Origin of the sequence: Vibrio kyushuensis, assembly GCF_050337325.1 — a bacterium.
Taxonomy (GTDB): Bacteria; Pseudomonadota; Gammaproteobacteria; order Enterobacterales; family Vibrionaceae; genus Vibrio; species Vibrio kyushuensis.
This window is the reverse complement of sequence record NZ_JAKJSV010000021.1, coordinates 1-19320: the sequence shown is the minus strand read 5'-3', so window position 1 is coordinate 19320 and position 19320 is coordinate 1. Positions and strand designations below refer to the sequence as shown.

The following is a 19320-nucleotide window of genomic DNA, read 5'->3' as shown; positions in this document are numbered from 1 at the left end:
CCGTCCACAGTTCTACTTCCGTACAACTGACGTAACTGGCGATATCACGCTTCCAGAAGGCGTAGAAATGGTAATGCCTGGTGATAACATCCAAATGACTGTAGAGCTAATCGCTCCAATCGCAATGGATGAAGGTCTACGTTTCGCAATCCGCGAAGGTGGCCGTACAGTAGGTGCTGGTGTTGTTGCTAAAATCTTTGACTAATTAATTAGTTAGGTTTTCAATAATCGCATCAAAAGGGAAGCTTAGGCTTCCCTTTTTTATGCCTGTTACCAAAACGAATTTCCTTATAACAAAATTGTCTAAATAAATTGTTATTGAAAGTGGTAATAAAAACTGTTCTCATTTATATTTGAGTTTGTATTGACTGTTTTAGGTTGTTGTATGTACGTTTGCTTATGTCATGGAATCTCTGATAAGAAAATTAAGAAGTTAGTGATCGAAGAAGGGGTTTCTGATATTCGAGGTATTAAAAAATGCACAGCACTTGGTAGTCAATGTGGTAAATGTGTTCGTCCAACTAAAGAAATTATCGACGAAACGTTATCGGTTCAATTTAAGCAAGCTGTTTAAAAACGTTTCTAAGCCGCTTTATATGCTTTGAAACTTTGACTCTCTTCAGATCGGTTCTACAGTTAATAGAACCACAGAGGAGGGCTCTGCCATGAAAGGCGATCCAATCATCATTCAACATCTCAACAAAGTTCTGGGCAATGAACTCGTTGCCATTAATCAATATTTTCTTCACGCACGTATGTACAAAGACTGGGGCTTAAAACACCTCGCTGATAAAGAATATCATGAATCGATCGATGAAATGAAACACGCGGATCATCTGGTTGAAAGAATCCTCTTTCTAGAGGGGCTCCCTAATCTTCAGGATTTGGGGAAACTCAATATCGGTGAAGATGCCAAAGAAATGCTCGAAAGTGACTTAAACGTCGAAATGACGGCAATTCCAGATCTGAAAGAAGCGATAGCCTATGCAGAGAAAACTCGAGACTATGTGTCACGTGATCTTTTCCAAGATATCTTAGAAGACGAAGAAGAACACGTTGATTGGCTAGAAACACAACTCGGTTTGATTGAAATGACCGGCATCGAAAACTATCTTCAAGCACAGTTTGTCGATGAAGATGATTAACTGTACTTTTCTTAGCTGTTAAGTCGTTCAAAGATATGACATTTGAACGACTTAACTTTATAAATACTATTATTATCTGATTTTGTAACTCCTCGCGACTGTTCAACCTTTATCTATTTCACATTTCTCTTGCCTATTCTGCTTCCTTTCTGTACTATTTGCCGTCCTTAATTCTCGGTCATTTATCTTTAGTTCCTTGCTTCCTCTGGACGACCGAGCCACTCGTGGAAGCTAATAATCCGTAAGGAGCAACCAAATGCGTCATTATGAAATCGTATTCATGGTTCACCCTGATCAAAGCGAGCAAGTTGCTGGCATGATCGAGCGTTACACTGGTTCTATCACTGAAGCTGGCGGTACTATCCACCGTCTAGAAGACTGGGGTCGTCGTCAAATGGCTTACCCAATCAACAAGCTTCACAAAGCTCACTACGTTCTTATGAACGTTGAAGCTGGTCAAGAAGTGATTGACGAGCTAGAAACTGCTTTCCGTTTTAACGATGCAGTTCTACGTAACATGATCATGCGCACTAAAGGCGCTGTGACTGAACAATCTATTATGCTTAAGCAAAAAGAAGAGCGTGCTGAACGTGCTCCTCGTCGTGAAGAGCGTACAGAGCGTCCAGAAGCTAAGCCAGAAGCAGCTGCTGAGTAATTAACTTATGACCAATCGAATGGAACTTAGCGGCTCTGTCGTCAAAGAACCTATTCGAAGCCAAAGCCCTGCTGGTATCGCTCATTGCCGTTTTTGGTTAGAGCATCGTTCCACGGTGGTAGAAGCTGATTTACCGAGACAAGTTTATTGTCGTATGCCGGTAGTTGTCAGTGGGCAAAGGTCACAAGCAATAATTCAGAACTTAGTTCAAGGTAGTAATATTAAGGTAAGTGGCTTTGTCGCTTATCAGACCGGCCGAAATGGTGTGGGAAAATTAGTATTGCATGCCGACAACATAACTCAAATTTAAGATCAGGAGATAGCCCATGGCTCGTTTCTTCCGTCGTCGTAAATTCTGCCGTTTTACTGCAGAAGGCGTACAAGAGATTGACTACAAAGACGTAGCAACTCTTAAAAACTACATTACTGAAGCTGGTAAAATCGTACCTAGCCGTATCACTGGTACAAGTGCTAAGTATCAGCGTCAACTAGCTCGTGCTATCAAGCGTTCACGCTACCTAGCTCTTCTACCGTACACTGATAAGCATCAGTAAACGGTCGATTTATTAAGAAAGAGGATTAAATAATGCAAGTTATTCTACTTGATAAAATCGGTAACCTAGGTGCACTTGGCGATACTGCAAACGTTAAATCTGGCTACGCTCGTAACTTCCTTATCCCACAGGGTAAAGCAGTTATGGCAACTAAAGCTAACGTTGAAATGTTTGAAACTCGCCGCGCTGAACTAGAAGCTAAAGTTGCTGAACAGCTAACTGCTGCTCAAGCACGTGCTGATAAAGTTACTGCACTAGAAGCTGTTGTAATCGCTTCTAAAGCTGGTGATGAAGGTAAACTATTCGGTTCTATCGGTACTCGTGACATCGCTGACGCTATTACAGCGGCAGGTGTTGCAGTAGCTAAGAGCGAAGTACGCCTACCTGAAGGCGCTCTACGTAACACTGGTGAGTTCGACATTAGCATCCAACTTCACTCTGAAGTTTTTGCTACTGCGAAACTACAAGTTGTTGCTGCTGAGTAATTTCAGTATCTAGACGAATTCTTCGTTAAGAAGATTTGAAACACCGGCTCAGGCCGGTGTTTTTTTATGTCTGAAATATGAGATGAATAAACTGAGAATGAGTTAAAGATTTATAATTAAGGGGCGAGGCTAATCTGGCTTTAGTTAGAATATAAAAAGCAGGTTCACAGAGAAGATACTGTCGGCATTACTGAGCCCAGTAGGTACTTGATCGTGGTACTGACGAGCGTAAGCGACTTTGAGTGCGATATCGTCAGTAATATTGTTGGTTGCACTGAAGTCGGTGTCTAAACGAGTATTACTTGGACCTGATACTGCGGTAATATCTGCTGATAGCTTTAAGTCGTTGACGACACTCCATACAACATTGATATTCCCACGAAAAATCCCTTCTTGAACTGTTTCGGGAAAAATGATGTCATCGTCTTTGAGTTCATCTAAATTTGGCTCTTGATAACGAAAACCTGGACCTAATTCGAGTTCGATAAGTAACGCGTCAGTATTGGTAAATTGATAACCTAAACCACCTGATAGTGTGTGATCCTTGAAATAAGCACTGTATCTCGATTCAACACCTTTAAAGTTTCCATATAAGTAAGTTTTGGGGCTCAACTTATAATCGCTTTGCGCGGTATAGGTGGATTGACGCTTATCTTCTTCCCCATCTTTATACAGCATGTAGAACTTCCATTCGCCACTGCTACGGTGACGGCCAGAGACATACTCTGCATTCATGCGAGAGTTCAATGATTGAGAGTCAGAGTTCCCGTTATGAGCTTGGTAACCAAATTCAACTTCTGTGTTCCATGGGGAAGGGATTTCGATCTCTGTAGGGCTTGGTAACGCTTCTTCTGCATAAGCCAACGATGTCGTAAGCAGGCTAAAACCCGCTAACAAAAGATTACGCACTCAGAACCTCTAGAGAATATAATGGGGGGCAAATAGTATGTTGACGAGTACCCACTTTCGTCAACGAAGGGTCAATTCTACCTAAGTAAAATACAAACATCCTCTAACTTAATTACAAATGAGATATTCTCGTTATAATGACGGCAATAAAAGAGAAATTGAGCAATCAAATGGCAGACCAAAAAACGGATTACAGAAAAAAATTCAACTCAGACAAACAAGTTGATGCGATCAAAGTTCCTCCACATTCATTAGAAGCTGAACAATCCGTTATTGGTGGTTTGCTTCTCGACAATGAACGTTGGGATTCTGTTGCCGAAAAAGTTCTTGCCAACGATTTCTACAGCCGCCCACATCGATTGATTTTTGAAGCTGCTAAATCCATCTTGGATGACAGCAAGCCGTTGGACTTGATCACACTCTCTGAATTTTTAGAATTACGAGAGCAGCTTGAAGACGTCGGTGGTTTTGCTTACTTAGCTGATTTGGCCAAGAACACTCCTAGTGCGGCAAATATTAATGCGTATGCCGATATCGTTGCAGAGCGAGCGCTCGTACGTAACTTAATTGGTGTTGCCAACGAAATTGCTGATGCGGGTTATGATCCACAAGGCCGAAGCTCAGAAGATCTACTCGACCTTGCCGAGAGTAAAGTTTTCGCTATCGCTGAAGAGCGAACTACTGAGAATGAGGGACCGCAAAGCGTTGATAACATCCTAGAGAAAACACTAGAGAGAATTGAGACACTTTATAAGACACCACAAGATGGTGTAACGGGTGTTAGCACTGGCTTTAATGACTTGAATAAAAAGACTGCTGGTTTACAAGGTTCGGATTTAATCATTGTTGCCGCGCGTCCATCTATGGGTAAAACAACCTTCGCGATGAACCTGTGTGAAAATGCGGCCATGGATCAAGATAAGCCTGTGTTAATCTTCTCTCTAGAGATGCCGGCTGAACAGCTGATGATGCGTATGCTCGCGTCACTGTCTCGCGTCGATCAAACTAAGATTCGTACTGGCCAATTGGACGACGAAGATTGGGCTCGAATTTCCTCTACTATGGGGATTCTGATGCAGAAGAAGAACATGTACATCGATGATAGCTCTGGTTTAACACCAACAGAACTTCGTTCTCGTGCACGTCGAATTGCGCGAGATTCTGGCGGGTTAAGCATGATCATGGTCGATTATCTACAGTTAATGCGTGTTCCGGGTATGCAAGACAACCGTACCTTAGAAATTTCAGAAATTTCGCGCTCACTAAAAGCATTGGCAAAAGAGTTAAACGTGCCTGTGGTTGCGCTCTCTCAGCTAAACCGTTCCCTAGAGCAACGTGCTGATAAGAGACCGATTAACTCGGATCTTCGTGAGTCCGGAGCAATTGAGCAAGATGCGGATTTGATCATGTTCATTTACCGTGATGAGGTTTATAACCCTGAGAGCTCATTAAAGGGTATTGCTGAAATTATTCTTGGTAAGCAGCGTAATGGCCCTATCGGCTCTGTGCGTTTGACGTTCCAAGGGCAATTCTCTCGTTTTGATAATTATGCTGGACCAGCCTTTGACGATGAGTAATCGTGTGAGCTACATGAAGGCTGCCACAGCCAGTATTGATTTGGCCGCATTAGAGCATAACCTGAGCTTGGTTAAGGCTAAAGCGCCAAGCAGTAAGGTAATGGCAGTCGTTAAGGCCAATGGCTATGGTCATGGTCTTCGCCATGTTGCCAATGCAGCGAGTGATGCTGATGCATTTGGTGTCGCTAGAATTGAAGAAGCTCTGCAGCTAAGAGCTTGCGGAGTCGTAAAGCCGATTTTACTGCTTGAAGGTTTTTACTCATCCGGCGATCTTCCAATATTAGTTACCAACAATATTCAAACTGCTGTTCATTGTGAAGAGCAGCTTCAAGCGCTAGAGCAGGCAAGCCTTGATACTCCCGTTGTCGTTTGGTTAAAAATCGACAGTGGTATGCATCGCCTTGGTATTCGTCCAGAGCATTACACCGAATTCGAAGCTCGTTTGAAGGCATGCCCTAATGTCGCTAAGCCGCTACGTTATATGAGTCATTTTGGCTGTGCAGACGAACTCTCTCTTCCTGATACACAACAGCAGATTGATCTTTTTCTTTCGTTAACTCAAGACTGTGATGGTGAACGCTCGTTAGCAGCCTCTGCGGGGATACTTGCATGGAAGCCGAGCCAATTGGAGTGGGTGAGGCCCGGTATTATTATGTATGGTGTTTCTCCATTTGCAGATCAAACCGCTGAACAATTGGGCTTTAAGCCAGTCATGACGTTAAAGTCACCACTTATTGCAGTACGCGAAGTTAAAGCCGGAGAAAGTGTCGGTTACGGAAGTGCATGGCTTTGTGAGAAAGATACTAAAATAGGGGTAATCGCGATTGGTTATGGCGATGGCTACCCGCGCATGGCACCTAACGGGACCCCTGTTTGGGTTAACGGCCGTAAAGTTCCAATCGCTGGGCGAGTATCCATGGATATGTTAACCGTGGATCTTGGATCAGATGCAACCGACAGCGTTGGTGACGTTGCCATATTATGGGGCAATGAATTAGCGTCTGAAGAGGTGGCGACTCATATCGGTACTATCGCGTATGAATTGGTCACCAAGCTCACTTCTCGTGTTGCTATGGAATATAAAAAGTAGGCTCTATGTTGCGCTTGATTGTTCAATTCTTTGTTCTTTTTTACATATTAATGGCAAGTAATGTCGTAGCAAAAGAGAAAGACTCTGCATTCGTTCCATTCTTATTTAGTACAGAAACCCTTGGCCTTAGTGTTGGCGTTGCTGGCGTTGCGAAAGGAGTGTGGCAACCTCAGGCTGCTCTGTTTGGCATGGGGCTCTATTCCGATAAAGACAGCTATATAGGCTTTTTATCCGCCTATAACTATGCATTGAACGATAGCCTGTTATTTAGCACCCAGCTATATCAAGCAAAGCTTAATCAAGCGCCTTACTATCTCGGTGCTCAAGGTAATAATGGGTCTTCACTTCATGACAAAACCATAGTCGATGGTTTTGAAGAGAACTACGAATTTGAATTCAAATTTCTTTTACCTTGGGGAGTGGTAAAAGATGAGGGCTACATGGGGATGTTCAAACCTCAACGTGATGTTTCATTTGCGAGCCCTATGGAGTCAGGTGTTACGTCAATCTCACTCACACCTTTCTATACCACTCGAGAGTTCAGTGACAGCATTAGTGAAAATGAAGTAGCTAAAGCGATTCGCTTAACCTTAGATTGGGATAACCGCGACAGTACAAGAAACCCCACAAAGGGCTCTCATACAGATTTGACATTCACTATGGGCTCAGAAAATTGGACAGATGAACAAATTTGGAACCAGATTGAATTTCAAAACAGCCAGTATTTTTCTTTGGGCTCTCTGGGAAGTATATTTGAACAACAGGTGATCGCTTTTGATTTTTATACGGCAGATACACCAAGCTGGAATCGTTGTAATGATTCGCAAACTTGCGTAAGACCACCAGAACATGAGCAGATTAGCTTGGGTGGGCTATATCGTCTTCGTAGTTACACGGGAGGGCGCTACCATGGTCGCTCCGCTATCCACTATTCTGCTGAATATAGAATGTTGCCAGAGTGGCAACCGTTGGGCAGTATTCCGGTCATCAACTACTACGATTTACCTTGGTGGCAATGGGTTGCGTTCATTGATGCAGGGCGAGTGGCTGAGGAGTATGACCTAAAAACACTGCATACTGATATGCAGTGGAGTGTCGGAGGCGCTATTCGCTTACAAGTTGAAGGCATTGTTGTACGTGCAGAAGTGGCAAAAGGGGCTGAAGAGAGCCTGTTTCGTGTGATGATAAATCAGCCATTTTAGTCACTAGTTTCACTCACTACTTTAGGTAGAGCGGATCTGTCTCTCCTAGTTACCTTGCTCCCCTTGAATAGTGGCGATGATCTGTCGCCCACTGGCATGGTCACGATGCTCACCTAGATAGATACCTTGCCACATCCCTAACGCCAAAGAACCTTGGCTAATTGGTATCGAAAGGCTATGACCGATTGTTGATGACTTTATATGGGCAGGCATATCATCGTCACCTTCGTAAGTATGCATGTAGTAACTCGCCCCTTCGGGTATATAACGATTGAAGTGCGCTTCCATATCAGCTCGAACCGTAGAGTCTGCATTTTCATTGATGGTTAGACTAGCGGAGGTGTGTTGAAGAAATAGATGCACAATGCCAACAGATAACGACTGTAATTCAGGGATTTGTTGTTCAATTTCATCAGTAATGAGATGAAAGCCTCGTTTTCTGGCTGATAGTTGAATGTTTTTCTGAAACCACATAGTCTATCCCTAATCTTGAAAAATGATTGTTGAACGATTGTTATCAGCTTGAGCCCTTATGTAAACAAGGTTTCTTGTTACGAAAGTTGTTAACGTGACACAGTTCAACGTTGGTGACAGCGAGCTGAGTCATAATCGTCATATGAAAATTAATTACAACGTTTTCAAGCTATTTACTGAACAATTTTTTACTATATTGCTAACCGGGGATTCTGCTGTTCTACGACCAATTAGGGATAGAGCTGCGAGAATGAAGCCTACTGTATCATCGGAATTGACACCATGTTGAAAAATATCAACCCAACACAAACTCAAGCGTGGAAGGCTCTTACTGAGCACTTTGAAACTGCGCAAGATATGGATCTTAAATCTCTATTTGCTCAAGACTCACAGCGTTTTGATAACTTCTCAACGCAATTCGGCTCAGACATTCTGATTGATTATTCAAAGAACTTAATCAATGAAGAGACGCTAGCACACCTATTTTCTCTTGCTAAAGAGACTGAGCTTCAGTCTGCAATCGACGCAATGTTTAGTGGCGAAGTGATCAATAAAACGGAAGATCGCGCGGTTCTACATACCGCCCTGCGTAATCGCAGTGATAAGCCAGTGATGGTTGATGGCAAAGATGTAATGCCTGCAGTCAATGCTGTATTAGCTAAAATGGAGCTGTTCACTCACCGTATCGTTTCTGGTGAATGGAAAGGTTACACAGGTAAAGCGATCACTGATGTTGTTAATATCGGTATTGGCGGTTCAGACCTTGGTCCATACATGGTTAGTGAAGCGTTAGCGCCATACAAAACGCACTTGAATATGCACTTTGTTTCTAACGTTGATGGCACGCACATCGTTGAAACGTTGAAGAAAGTCGATCCAGAAACAACGCTATTCCTAATCGCTTCTAAAACGTTCACGACTCAAGAAACAATGACGAATGCACACAGTGCCCGTGATTGGTTCCTTGAAAGTGCTGGCGATCAAGAGCATGTAGCGAAGCACTTTGCTGCATTATCTACCAACGCAGCTTCAGTGGCGGATTTTGGTATTGATACAGACAACATGTTTGAGTTCTGGGATTGGGTTGGTGGTCGTTACTCACTTTGGTCAGCAATCGGTCTATCTATTTCATTAGCGGTTGGCTTTGACAACTTCATTGAGCTTCTAGATGGTGCTCATGAGATGGATAACCATTTTGCAACGACAGAACTAGAGAGCAACATTCCAGTAATTCTTGCGCTTATCGGCCTATGGTACAACAACTTCCACGGCGCTGAATCTGAATCTATTTTACCATACGATCAATACATGCACCGCTTTGCTGCTTACTTCCAGCAAGGCAACATGGAATCAAACGGTAAGTCAGTTGACCGTAATGGCGAAGCTGTTACATACCAAACAGGTCCTATTATCTGGGGTGAACCAGGAACAAATGGTCAACATGCTTTCTACCAATTGATTCACCAAGGTACTAAATTGATTCCTTGTGATTTTATTGCACCAGCAATCAGTCATAACCCTGCAAGTGATCATCATAAGAAGTTAATGTCGAACTTCTTTGCTCAAACAGAAGCGTTGGCATTTGGTAAATCTGAAGAGACAGTAAAAGCTGAATTTGCGGCAGCGGGTAAATCAGAGCAAGAAGCAGCGGAGTTGGCTCCTTTCAAAGTATTTGAAGGTAACCGCCCGACAAACTCGATCTTGGTTAAGCAAATTACACCGCGCACTCTTGGTAACATGATCGCGATGTATGAGCATAAGATCTTCGCTCAAGGCGTAATTTTGAATATCTTTAGCTTTGATCAATGGGGTGTGGAATTAGGTAAGCAACTTGCTAACCAAATCCTACCTGAGCTAGCAGATGGCTCAGAAGTAAGTTCTCATGATAGCTCAACTAACGGTTTGATTAATGCGTTTAAAGCATTCAAAGCGTAGTTGAATAAGCTATGCGCACTAGCAGTAGTGCGTAGCTTGAAGAGCGGATAATAAAAAGGTTGGCATTGAGCCAACCTTTTTTTGATTCTTCGAGTGATTGTTATTCACAACCTTCGTAGAAAACATGATCTATTCGAAGCAAATCTCAATGAATGCGTTACCCCATTGAGAAGTGAAAGGCATGATAATGATCGCTCCTTCACATTTATGACGAATAGTATGTCCTTTCCCTGCGACAACAATCGGAGTCGCCATATCAAAGTCAAAGCCACTTTCAGCTAGGATGCGTTTAGCGCCGCCCGTTACCATGTTGGTAATTTCACCAACCATATCAGTAACTTCTTCATTGACACCGTTAGGTCGCTCGCCCAACATATTTTGCATGATCTCAAGAGCGAGGTCTTCATCAAAAGTGATAGACATAGAGCCGCGGCTTTTATCTCCTACCATCCCGATTAAACCAGAGACATCACCTCGGGCGATCTCATCTTTCTTAACTCGAGGTTTTTGTGGCTTCAACTCTAGTGAAGCCATCGTTTTTAGAACATTCATTAGTGATGCTAAAAACGGGTTTACAAATTCAGCGCGCATAACCTTCTTCTATATTGTATTTTCTACATTTGAGGAGCATGACTGGCAAATACCATGAGATTCAATAACGTGATTCGTAATCTCAAAGCCATGTTTCTCTGCGTTCTTGGCTAACAAGTCTACAAGGTTATCATCTTGTAACTCAATAACGTTACTGCAACTGTCACAAATCAATAAATGCGAATGATGTTTATCTGCATTACATGAGCAACACGAAATGAAACTGTTTGTCGATTCAACCTTATGTATGAAACCTTGTGCAATAAGGAAGTCTAACGCTCGATATACCGTAGGAGGTTTAGCTTGAGGTTCTGTTGCCTTGAGATCCTCTAGCAGATCATAAGCGGAAGATGCTTTTTTACTGGCGCAAATCAGCTCAAAGACTTTTTTACGTTGAGGGGTTAGCCTCACTCCACGGGTTCCACATATATCTTCAATTTGCTGTACGAGATTCTGGTCCAACTTATTCACCATAACCATTGGACATAATTAATAATATACCAATTCCGCTCAAATATCGTTTTACCATCAGACTATTTATCTCGACTCAGATTAGACTAAAACCATAACTCTTTAATTATAGGCTATAAGTTACCGTAAATACGAAATGAACGATAGCTTGAACTTTACATGTCATGAGGTGTGGTTATAAAAAATCACACTGATAGAAAAAGATAACGCAGTGATAGGTACTTGGGAGAAGCTTGGACTTGATGTAGAATCCGTCGCTCTTTATTTGATGACGTTTTAGAGCTTAGGTAATTAATTATCTAGGGTTTAGGAAAGTCATTAAGTGGGCCATTTATGGTCCAATGAACGTAACAAGATTGAATTTCGGGTTAAATAGGGCAAAAAGATGCAAAATGATGCGATTCAAACAACAACTGACGCTGTTGAAATGGAAGGGAAAAACCCACATTTCTATCATTCCCGATTTTCGATTGCTCCCATGCTCGATTGGACAGACCGTCATTGTCGCTACTTTCATCGTCTAATGACGAAAGAGACGCTGCTCTATACCGAGATGATCACTACAGGTGCGATTATCCATGGTAAGGGGGATTTCCTTGCTTATAACGAAGAGGAGCATCCTCTTGCACTACAGCTAGGCGGTTCAAACCCAATAGGCCTTGCTACTTGTGCAAAACTTGCTCAAGAACGAGGTTATGATGAAATCAACCTAAACGTAGGTTGCCCTTCAGACCGTGTTCAAAATGGCCGCTTCGGTGCTTGCTTAATGGCAGAACCTCAGTTGGTGGCAGATTGTGTTTCGGCAATGAAAGAAGTAGCTGACATGCCTATTACGGTAAAAACTCGCATTGGCATTGATGATCACGACTCGTATGAGTTCTTAACTGACTTTATCACCATCGTTTCTGAGAAAGCGGAGTGTGAACAATTTACCATTCATGCTCGTAAAGCATGGCTTAGTGGCCTAAGCCCTAAAGAGAACCGAGAGATCCCACCGCTAGATTACGATAGAGCGTACCAAATTAAGAAAGATTTCCCCCACTTGATCATTGCTGTGAATGGCGGTGTAAAAACGCTGGAAGAGACGCAACTGCATCTTCAACACCTTGATGGTGTGATGGTTGGCCGTGAAGCGTATCAAAACCCTTATTTATTAGCAGACGTTGATCAACGCATTTTTGGCCACGATAAGCCTGTCATTGAACGTCATGACATTGTCGAAATGATGTACCCATACATCGAAAAACAGCTAGCAAGTGGCGCTAAATTAGGCCATATCTCACGCCATATGCTGGGGTTATTTCAAGGAATGCCGGGTGGGCGTCAGTGGAGAAGATACATTAGTGAGAACGCACATAAAGTCGGTTCAGGAATTGAAGTGTTAGAAGCTGCGTTGGATAAAGTACCGAGATAATGGAATGTGTAATTATCACCACGTAACATGGTGAAATTTACCAATATTTATTCGCAAGGTGAGCTGTCATTATTGATGCTCACCTTTTTTTTAATTTAACCCTTTGATTTTATGTTTATTTTAAAGTTGGCTTGATATCTGCAGTGTTCCATGAGGTTAAGATTAAAACTCAATGGGAGATTGATTATGTTTGAACTGATTTTTGTGCTGGTCTTTATTGCAACATTGCTAGTCACTGGCATTACTATGATGACTGTATTCGCAGCTACAGTACTTTCATTTCTAGTTCTAACTGTGCTTGGTATGGTTGGGGTTGTATTTAAGTTGATCCCTTGGCTTATTGTTATAGCTGTCGGTGTATGGTTTTTCAAAAACTACGTTTATAGCCCCCGTTAATCCTTTCATTTAACAAAAAATCAAAAATGTAATGTGTTATCATCCCGATTATTATCGATCAAAATCAATACAGTTATTTAATTAGGGATCTTATAGGATGAATATTCGGGGATTTGGGTTAGCATTATTAATGTTGGCTAGTTCATCAGCAGCTTATGCGCAGTCACCTTACCGCTTTACCCTGGGTGCTGATATGTGGTGGGGAAGTACCAAAGTAAACGAAGTTCGACGTGAAGATGAGAAGTTACCTTCTCTTAATATTGCTTTCGAACATGATCTACCATACCTACCTAATGTTGGGTTCCGTTATACAACGCTTGACGCTGAATATATGGCGTTCGACAAGTATGATTATAACTTCTATTACACTGTATTTGATCACGAATTGATGGATTTCGACTTCGGCATTGCACTCAGTCAGTTTTCTAATACAAAGTACAAGAATGCAACGACGGATAAAATCGAAACGTTTGATGAACTAACTTTTAATTGGTTCGGTAAAGCTCTAATTAATATCGAAAATACTAACTTTGACATCATCGGTCAGGTCGACTTTGGTGATAGCAAAGGGTTGAAAACAACAGACTTGATCGCAGGTATGCAATATCGCATTAATGTTTCTTCAGGTGAATTAGCCTTGAAAGGTGGCTACCGCACCATTGATATAGAGTCTGATCAATTCAAGGCTGACGCACCATTAGGAAAAGAGTTTATTTTTGTTAATGGTTGGTTCTTAGGTGCTGAGTTTCAGTACTAATTAAATCTCGAACTCATTTTTAATAACGCCACTTCATTAAGTGGCGTTTTTTATACCTAATAGTTATATATCAAAGCAATTTATTAGCAGTTTTAGCAAAACCTACCATTATTATTAAGTGGCCATAGCCATTCGTTAACTACTGGTGCGTGATGATATGACGATTACTGAGCTAAGAAGTTTGTACCGTGAAGATAAGTTAGTTGAGGCTATTATTGAGCCTTCTGTTCAAGAGGGCAGTTGGGTTGTGGAGTTTCGCCATGCTCGTGGTGGCTTTGTCTTACTTACCGACTCTCATGGTGGTGAGTGTCATTATATGGATTTAGATCTTGCTTCAAAGTCAGCAATGGCTGTCGGTTTTTCTCAAGTTAGGATTGAACCTAAATAAAACGTTTTCCATTCTTATCTTCCAAAAAGTTATAAAACATACTTATCTATTCTTTCTTGTTATTAGCAAGAGTGGTTAATCTATCGACACGCAATGAATAGGGATGTCGTGACCATGTCTTTAAATAAGAAAGAGTCCTCTCAAAAGGAAGTGTTAACTGGAAACACTTCGGCAAATGATCAGGCTGCATTTACAGCGCCGATTAATCAGCAGCAAATTGGACAACTTCAACAAACAGTTTCAGAATTATCAGCCAATCAACTTGCTTGGGTGAGTGGTTATTTTTGGGGCCTAAGCCAAACCCAGAGTAATGCTGCTTCAGCACCTATTGAACAAGCAGCCGCTGTCGTTGCAGCAAAGCCTGCCGGAAAGCTCGCTATTATATACGCTTCTCAAACGGGTAACGCAAAAGGTGTTGCCGAAGCCTTAGAGCATGAAGCAAAGCAACTAGGTGTTGAGTCTCAGCTATTTGATGCTAGTGATTATAAAGGTAAGAACCTAGCGAAAGAGACGCATGTCATTATTGTTGCTTCAACCAATGGTGAAGGCGAAGCTCCTGATAATGCGATTGAATTACACGAGTTTTTGCAATCGAAGAAAGCACCTAAATTACCAAACCTAAAATACGCAGTGATTGGCCTTGGCGATTCTAGTTACGAGTTCTTTTGCCAAACCGGTAAAGATTTTGATGCTTACCTATCGAAACAAGGTGCGACCGCATTTATTGATCGTATTGATCTGGATGTTGATTACGAAAGTGAAGCGAAAGATTGGCGTGTTAAAGCGTTAGACATCATTCAAGAAGATCTTTCTTCTGGCACTGAAGCTGAAGTGGTTCAGTTACCTGTTGGGCAAGCTTCTTCTCATTCTCAGTACACCAAACAGAACCCATACACGGCCAGCTTATTAACGAGCCAAAAAATTACGGGTCGTGATTCAGGTAAAGATGTTCGTCATATTGAAATCGACCTTGAAGATTCGGGCATTACTTACCAAGCGGGTGATGCATTAGGTGTCTGGTATGAAAACAGCTCTGACTTAGCGAATGAGATCCTTTCAAAAGTGAGCTTGTCAGGTGTTGAAAGCATAGAAGTGGATGGTGAAAGCCTCTCTATTCATAGCGCATTAGTAAGCAAGTTTGAAATTACCACTTCTAACCCTCAGTTTGTCACTAAGTTTGCTGAGCTATCGGGCAGCAAAAAACTGCAGAAGCTGGTGGAAGATAAAGATAAGCTTCGTCACTATGCGGCGAATACTCAAATTGTTGATGTATTGGCCGAGAAGAAAACCAAGTTGACTGCAGACGACTTAACGGGCCTTTTACGTCGTTTGACTCCTCGTTTGTATTCAATTGCATCTAGTCAAAGTGAAGTAGATGAAGAAGTTCATCTAACAGTAGGTCTAGTCGAATATCAAAAAGGTGAAGAGTCACGACTTGGTGGGGCATCAAGCTTCTTAGCACAACGCTTAGAAGAAGGTGGTGAGGTTAAAGTCTTCATTGAGAACAATAACAACTTCAAGCTACCTCAAGATGATAGTGTTCCTGTTATTATGATTGGCCCTGGAACAGGTATCGCGCCTTTCCGCAGCTTTATTCAAGAGCGAGACAACCGAGAAGCAGAAGGTAAAAACTGGCTCTTCTTTGGCGACCGAACCTTTACTCAAGACTTCTTATATCAAGTCGAATGGCAGAAGTATCTAAAATCCGGAGTTCTCTCTCAACTGGATGTCGCGTTTAGTCGAGATCAACATGAGAAAGTGTATGTTCAACACCGAGTTCTAGAGCAAGCAGAACAGGTTTGGCAATGGATACAGGATGGCGCCTATCTTTATGTTTGTGGTGATGCGACCCGAATGGCAAAGGATGTTCATGAAGCGTTGATTGAGGTTGCTGAGCAGCAAGGTCAAATGTCACGTGATGACGCCGAGGAATTCATTAATAAACTACGTAAAGAGAAACGTTACCAAAGGGATGTGTACTAATGAGCAAGCAAGAACAAGAAGTATTGGGTCAAGTGCTTGGTCCATTAGCTGACAATGAACGTTTGAAACGAGAAAGTAACTTTTTACGTGGTTCTATTGAGCAAGACTTACAAGATCGCATTACTGGTGGCTTTACCGCTGATAACTTCCAGCTGATCCGTTTTCACGGCATGTATCAACAAGATGATCGTGATATCCGTGCAGAGCGTGCAAAGCAAAAATTAGAGCCGCTGCATAACGTGATGTTACGTGCGCGTATGCCAGGTGGGATAATTACGCCTAAACAGTGGCTAGCGATTGATAAATTTGCTACTGAGAATACCAGTTACGGAAGTTTGCGATTAACAACTCGTCAAACCTTCCAGTTTCATGGTGTATTAAAGCCGAATATAAAACTGATGCACCAAACGTTAAATAGCATTGGCATCGACTCGATTGCTACCGCTGGTGACGTGAACAGAAACGTACTTTGTACAACAAACCCTGTTGAATCAGAACTTCATCAAGAAGCGTATGAGTGGGCAAAAAAAATAAGTGAACACCTGTTACCTACAACTCGAGCCTACGCTGAGATTTGGTTAGACGGTGAAAAGGTAGAGACAACAGAAGAGCCAATTCTAGGCAGTAACTATTTACCACGTAAATTTAAAACAACGGTTGTGATTCCTCCACAAAATGATGTCGATGTTCATGCTAATGACCTTAACTTCATTGCGATTGCTGAAAATGGAAAGCTTGTTGGCTTTAATGTGTTGGTGGGTGGCGGTTTAGCGATGACTCACGGCGATACTTCTACTTATGCACGTAAAGCGGATGATTTTGGTTTCGTACCATTAGAGAAAACATTAGAAGTGGCTGCTGCGGTAGTGACGACACAACGTGACTGGGGTAACCGTTCTAATCGTAAAAACGCGAAGACCAAGTACACCCTTGATCGTGTAGGAATTGATGTATTCAAAGGCGAAGTAGAAAAACGCGCAGGTGTTACCTTTGGAGATAGTCGACCTTTTGAATTTACCGAGCGTGGTGATCGTATTGGTTGGGTTGAAGGTATTGATGGCAAGCATCACTTAGCGCTGTTTATTGAAAATGGCCGTCTACTTGATTTTCCGGATAAACCACTCAAAACAGGTGTAGCTGAAATAGCGAAAATCCATAAAGGTGATTTCCGCATGACAGCTAACCAAAACCTAATTGTTGCAGGTGTCCCGGCTAAAGAAAAAGCTAAGATAGAAAAAATAGCACGTGAACACGGCCTAATGGATGATTCGGTTAGTGAGCAACGTAAAAATTCAATGGCGTGCGTAGCCTTTCCAACGTGTCCATTAGCAATGGCTGAAGCCGAACGTTTCTTACCGCAATTTGTTACTGACGTTGAAACTATTTTAGAAAAATATCAACTAGGCAAAGAAGACAGCATCATACTTAGAGTAACAGGTTGTCCGAATGGTTGTGGTAGAGCGATGTTGGCGGAAATAGGGTTAGTAGGTAAAGCACCTAATCGATATAACCTTCATCTTGGTGGCAATAAAGCGGGTACTCGTGTTCCTAAGATGTATAAAGAGAACATAACCGATAAGCAGATCTTAGAAGAGATCGACCAACTTGTTGGAAGGTGGGCTAAAGAGCGTGAACTTAATGAAGGATTTGGTGACTTCACTATACGTGCAGGAATTATCGACGAAGTCGTCGTATCAAAGAGGGATCTTTATGCTTAATTCTGTCGCTTCAAAATTGAAGTTAGCAGAACTACTCTCATTAACTAAGACGGAGCAAATCCTCCGTCTTGCTGAAATTAATGCAGAGCTAGAACAGCTAACTGCGCAGCAACGAGTAAGATGGGCACTAGAAAACTTAGAAGGTGCACATGCTGTTTCATCGAGTTTTGGTATTCAAGCAGCTGTGATGCTTCACTTAGTGACTCAAGCCGATCCAGATGTTCCGGTAATACTGACAGATACCGGATATCTATTTAATGAAACGTATCGCTTTATCGATCAGTTAAGCAAGCAACTGACGCTGAACCTCAAGGTATATCGTTCGCTTGAAAGCCCAAACTGGCAAGAAGCCCGTTATGGTAAATTGTGGGAACAGGGTGTAGAGGGAATTGAAAAGTACAATAAGTTAAATAAAGTTGAACCAATGCGTAGAGCTTTAGATGAGCTTGATGTTGGAACTTGGTTCTCTGGTTTAAGAAGGGAGCAATCAAGTAGCCGAGCCAATCTACCAATTCTCTCTTTGCAAAATGGTGTATTCAAATTTCTTCCGGTAATCGATTGGACCAACAAAGATGTTCACTACTATATAGAAGAGCATGGTTTAGCGTATCACCCATTAAGAGAAGAGGGCTACTTGTCGGTTGGAGATACACATACAACCAAGAAGTGGGAACCAGGGATGAATGAAGAAGAAACCCGATTCTTTGGCCTAAAAAGAGAATGTGGCCTTCATGAAGATGATAGCGAACAGTATGGCTCCGGAATTTAGTCTTGAATGTGTAATTAAAGCTGCGAATGCAGCTTTTTTTATGTCAGTAAAGATAGGTGTAAAATGGAATTGTGAATAAGTCTGGGGATAAGATGTAGATTGGATCTGTGTAAATGTAGATAAATAAGCGTTTGAATGAAAAATCATCGTGTGATGCTGTTTTTTGCATTTTTTCACAAATAACTCTTGCCAATGTGAGTTCGATCTCTATAATGCCTCCTCGTTGACACAGCAAGGGCTTACGGGTTACCAAGCAGGGTCAACAAGGCAACGAAAGCAAAATGAGAAAATTTAAAAAAGTGTTTGACACTKAMGATTATCTCGCTAGAATGGCCGCCTCTTCCAAGTGATGTAAATCACAAAAGAAGAACGCTCTTTAACAATTTAAACCTATCAATCTGTGTGGGCACTCGTTGATGAAAATCCAAAATGTTTTTACCTTGGTAAAAACAGTTTCTTCGGAAACACTTGGGCTTCAATGAACTGAGTGACCAATACGAATAATTACTTTCTTTATAGAGAGCGGTTATTTGGCACAGTCAATTCATTACCATTCTGTTGGAAAGGTAATAGCTTTAAAGTTACATCTTCATGTTTACATGAAGATTAGTTTTGAAGTCAGTATTCATTGAGCCGACAAAATCTTAAATTGAAGAGTTTGATCATGGCTCAGATTGAACGCTGGCGGCAGGCCTAACACATGCAAGTCGAGCGGAAACGAGAAGTAGCTTGCTACTTCGGCGTCGAGCGGCGGACGGGTGAGTAATGCCTAGGAAGTTGCCCAGTAGAGGGGGATAACCATTGGAA

22 protein-coding genes and 1 rRNA gene are annotated in these 19320 nt (G+C 42.0%); 19 read left to right on the top strand and 4 right to left on the bottom strand.

Annotated features, from left to right (window positions below; genetic code table 11):
* From L4D20_RS24190 to rplI, 7 genes are all read left to right on the top strand, one after another.
* Positions 1 to 205 (top strand): EF-Tu C-terminal domain-related protein (locus L4D20_RS24190; RefSeq protein ID WP_489686425.1); only part of this gene is annotated, 205 nt, incomplete at its 5' end.
* 180 nt (positions 206 to 385) lie between these two features.
* A complete protein-coding gene (locus tag L4D20_RS24185) occupies positions 386 to 574 on the top strand; it encodes a (2Fe-2S)-binding protein (protein ID WP_428804119.1) in 189 nt (62 codons plus the stop codon).
* 91 nt (positions 575 to 665) lie between these two features.
* Entirely contained in the window at positions 666 to 1145 is a 480-nt protein-coding gene (bfr, locus tag L4D20_RS24180; protein ID WP_428804118.1) for a bacterioferritin, read from the top strand.
* A gap of 256 nt (positions 1146 to 1401) precedes the next feature.
* Positions 1402 to 1800 carry a 30S ribosomal protein S6 gene (rpsF, locus tag L4D20_RS24175; protein ID WP_102403205.1) on the top strand — a complete coding sequence of 133 codons (399 nt, stop codon included), beginning with the start codon at positions 1402 to 1404 and terminating at the stop codon, positions 1798 to 1800.
* A gap of 7 nt (positions 1801 to 1807) precedes the next feature.
* A complete protein-coding gene (gene priB, locus L4D20_RS24170; protein ID WP_428804117.1) occupies positions 1808 to 2110 on the top strand; it encodes a primosomal replication protein N in 303 nt (100 codons plus the stop codon).
* A 16-nt stretch (positions 2111 to 2126) separates the two neighbouring features.
* Positions 2127 to 2354 (top strand): 30S ribosomal protein S18, encoded by a 228-nt coding sequence (gene rpsR / locus L4D20_RS24165; protein WP_000090472.1) that lies wholly within the window; start codon positions 2127 to 2129, stop codon positions 2352 to 2354.
* A 32-nt stretch (positions 2355 to 2386) separates the two neighbouring features.
* A complete protein-coding gene (rplI, locus tag L4D20_RS24160) occupies positions 2387 to 2839 on the top strand; it encodes a 50S ribosomal protein L9 (RefSeq protein WP_428804116.1) in 453 nt (150 codons plus the stop codon).
* 144 nt (positions 2840 to 2983) lie between these two features.
* Here rplI and L4D20_RS24155 read toward each other — a convergent pair whose 3' ends face one another.
* A complete protein-coding gene (locus L4D20_RS24155; RefSeq protein ID WP_428804115.1) occupies positions 2984 to 3748 on the bottom strand; it encodes a DUF481 domain-containing protein in 765 nt (254 codons plus the stop codon).
* A 170-nt stretch (positions 3749 to 3918) separates the two neighbouring features.
* On the opposite strand from L4D20_RS24155, the gene L4D20_RS24150 reads away from it, so the two are divergent.
* From L4D20_RS24150 to L4D20_RS24140, 3 genes are read left to right on the top strand one after another with little or no spacing between them, the layout of a single operon-like run.
* Positions 3919 to 5325: a replicative DNA helicase gene (locus L4D20_RS24150; protein WP_428804114.1), complete on the top strand. Its 1407-nt coding sequence runs from the start codon at positions 3919 to 3921 to the stop codon at positions 5323 to 5325.
* A 13-nt stretch (positions 5326 to 5338) separates the two neighbouring features.
* Positions 5339 to 6415 (top strand): alanine racemase, encoded by a 1077-nt coding sequence (gene alr, locus L4D20_RS24145; protein WP_428804121.1) that lies wholly within the window; start codon positions 5339 to 5341, stop codon positions 6413 to 6415.
* A 5-nt stretch (positions 6416 to 6420) separates the two neighbouring features.
* Positions 6421 to 7617, top strand: coding sequence for a BamA/TamA family outer membrane protein (locus L4D20_RS24140; protein WP_428804113.1), 1197 nt, complete (start codon positions 6421 to 6423; stop codon positions 7615 to 7617).
* A 45-nt stretch (positions 7618 to 7662) separates the two neighbouring features.
* Here the strand turns inward: L4D20_RS24140 and L4D20_RS24135 are convergent, their stop codons facing one another.
* Positions 7663 to 8091 (bottom strand): secondary thiamine-phosphate synthase enzyme YjbQ, encoded by a 429-nt coding sequence (locus L4D20_RS24135; RefSeq protein ID WP_428804112.1) that lies wholly within the window; start codon positions 8089 to 8091, stop codon positions 7663 to 7665.
* A gap of 282 nt (positions 8092 to 8373) precedes the next feature.
* On the opposite strand from L4D20_RS24135, the gene pgi reads away from it, so the two are divergent.
* On the top strand, positions 8374 to 10026 hold the full coding sequence (pgi, locus tag L4D20_RS24130) for a glucose-6-phosphate isomerase (RefSeq protein ID WP_428804111.1): 1653 nt from the start codon (positions 8374 to 8376) through the stop codon (positions 10024 to 10026).
* Between the two features lie 129 nt (positions 10027 to 10155).
* On the opposite strand, the gene L4D20_RS24125 is transcribed toward pgi, so the two are convergent.
* Both L4D20_RS24125 and zur read right to left on the bottom strand, forming a co-directional pair.
* Positions 10156 to 10617 carry a chemotaxis protein CheX gene (locus tag L4D20_RS24125; RefSeq protein WP_428804110.1) on the bottom strand — a complete coding sequence of 154 codons (462 nt, stop codon included), beginning with the start codon at positions 10615 to 10617 and terminating at the stop codon, positions 10156 to 10158.
* Between the two features lie 9 nt (positions 10618 to 10626).
* Complete coding sequence (gene zur / locus L4D20_RS24120; RefSeq protein ID WP_428804109.1) at positions 10627 to 11091, bottom strand: zinc uptake transcriptional repressor Zur; 465 nt, start codon at positions 11089 to 11091, stop codon at positions 10627 to 10629.
* A 424-nt stretch (positions 11092 to 11515) separates the two neighbouring features.
* Here zur and dusA point away from each other — a divergent pair, with 424 nt between their 5' ends.
* The 8 genes from dusA to L4D20_RS24080 form a co-directional block, all read left to right on the top strand.
* Positions 11516 to 12502 carry a tRNA dihydrouridine(20/20a) synthase DusA gene (dusA, locus tag L4D20_RS24115; protein WP_428804120.1) on the top strand — a complete coding sequence of 329 codons (987 nt, stop codon included), beginning with the start codon at positions 11516 to 11518 and terminating at the stop codon, positions 12500 to 12502.
* Between the two features lie 186 nt (positions 12503 to 12688).
* Positions 12689 to 12898 (top strand): envelope stress response protein PspG, encoded by a 210-nt coding sequence (pspG, locus tag L4D20_RS24110; RefSeq protein WP_428804108.1) that lies wholly within the window; start codon positions 12689 to 12691, stop codon positions 12896 to 12898.
* Between the two features lie 97 nt (positions 12899 to 12995).
* Complete coding sequence (locus tag L4D20_RS24105) at positions 12996 to 13655, top strand: TIGR04219 family outer membrane beta-barrel protein (protein WP_428804107.1); 660 nt, start codon at positions 12996 to 12998, stop codon at positions 13653 to 13655.
* A gap of 157 nt (positions 13656 to 13812) precedes the next feature.
* A complete protein-coding gene (locus L4D20_RS24100; RefSeq protein ID WP_428804106.1) occupies positions 13813 to 14043 on the top strand; it encodes a hypothetical protein in 231 nt (76 codons plus the stop codon).
* A gap of 93 nt (positions 14044 to 14136) precedes the next feature.
* Positions 14137 to 16026, top strand: coding sequence for an assimilatory sulfite reductase (NADPH) flavoprotein subunit (locus L4D20_RS24095; RefSeq protein ID WP_428804105.1), 1890 nt, complete (start codon positions 14137 to 14139; stop codon positions 16024 to 16026).
* A complete protein-coding gene (cysI, locus tag L4D20_RS24090; protein WP_428804104.1) occupies positions 16026 to 17744 on the top strand; it encodes an assimilatory sulfite reductase (NADPH) hemoprotein subunit in 1719 nt (572 codons plus the stop codon). Before L4D20_RS24095 ends, cysI begins: the two co-directional genes overlap by 1 nt.
* On the top strand, positions 17737 to 18513 hold the full coding sequence (locus tag L4D20_RS24085; protein WP_428804103.1) for a phosphoadenylyl-sulfate reductase: 777 nt from the start codon (positions 17737 to 17739) through the stop codon (positions 18511 to 18513). The genes cysI and L4D20_RS24085 overlap by 8 nt, the downstream gene beginning before the upstream one ends.
* A 646-nt stretch (positions 18514 to 19159) precedes the next feature.
* Positions 19160 to 19320 (top strand): 16S ribosomal RNA (locus L4D20_RS24080); the annotation flags it as partial.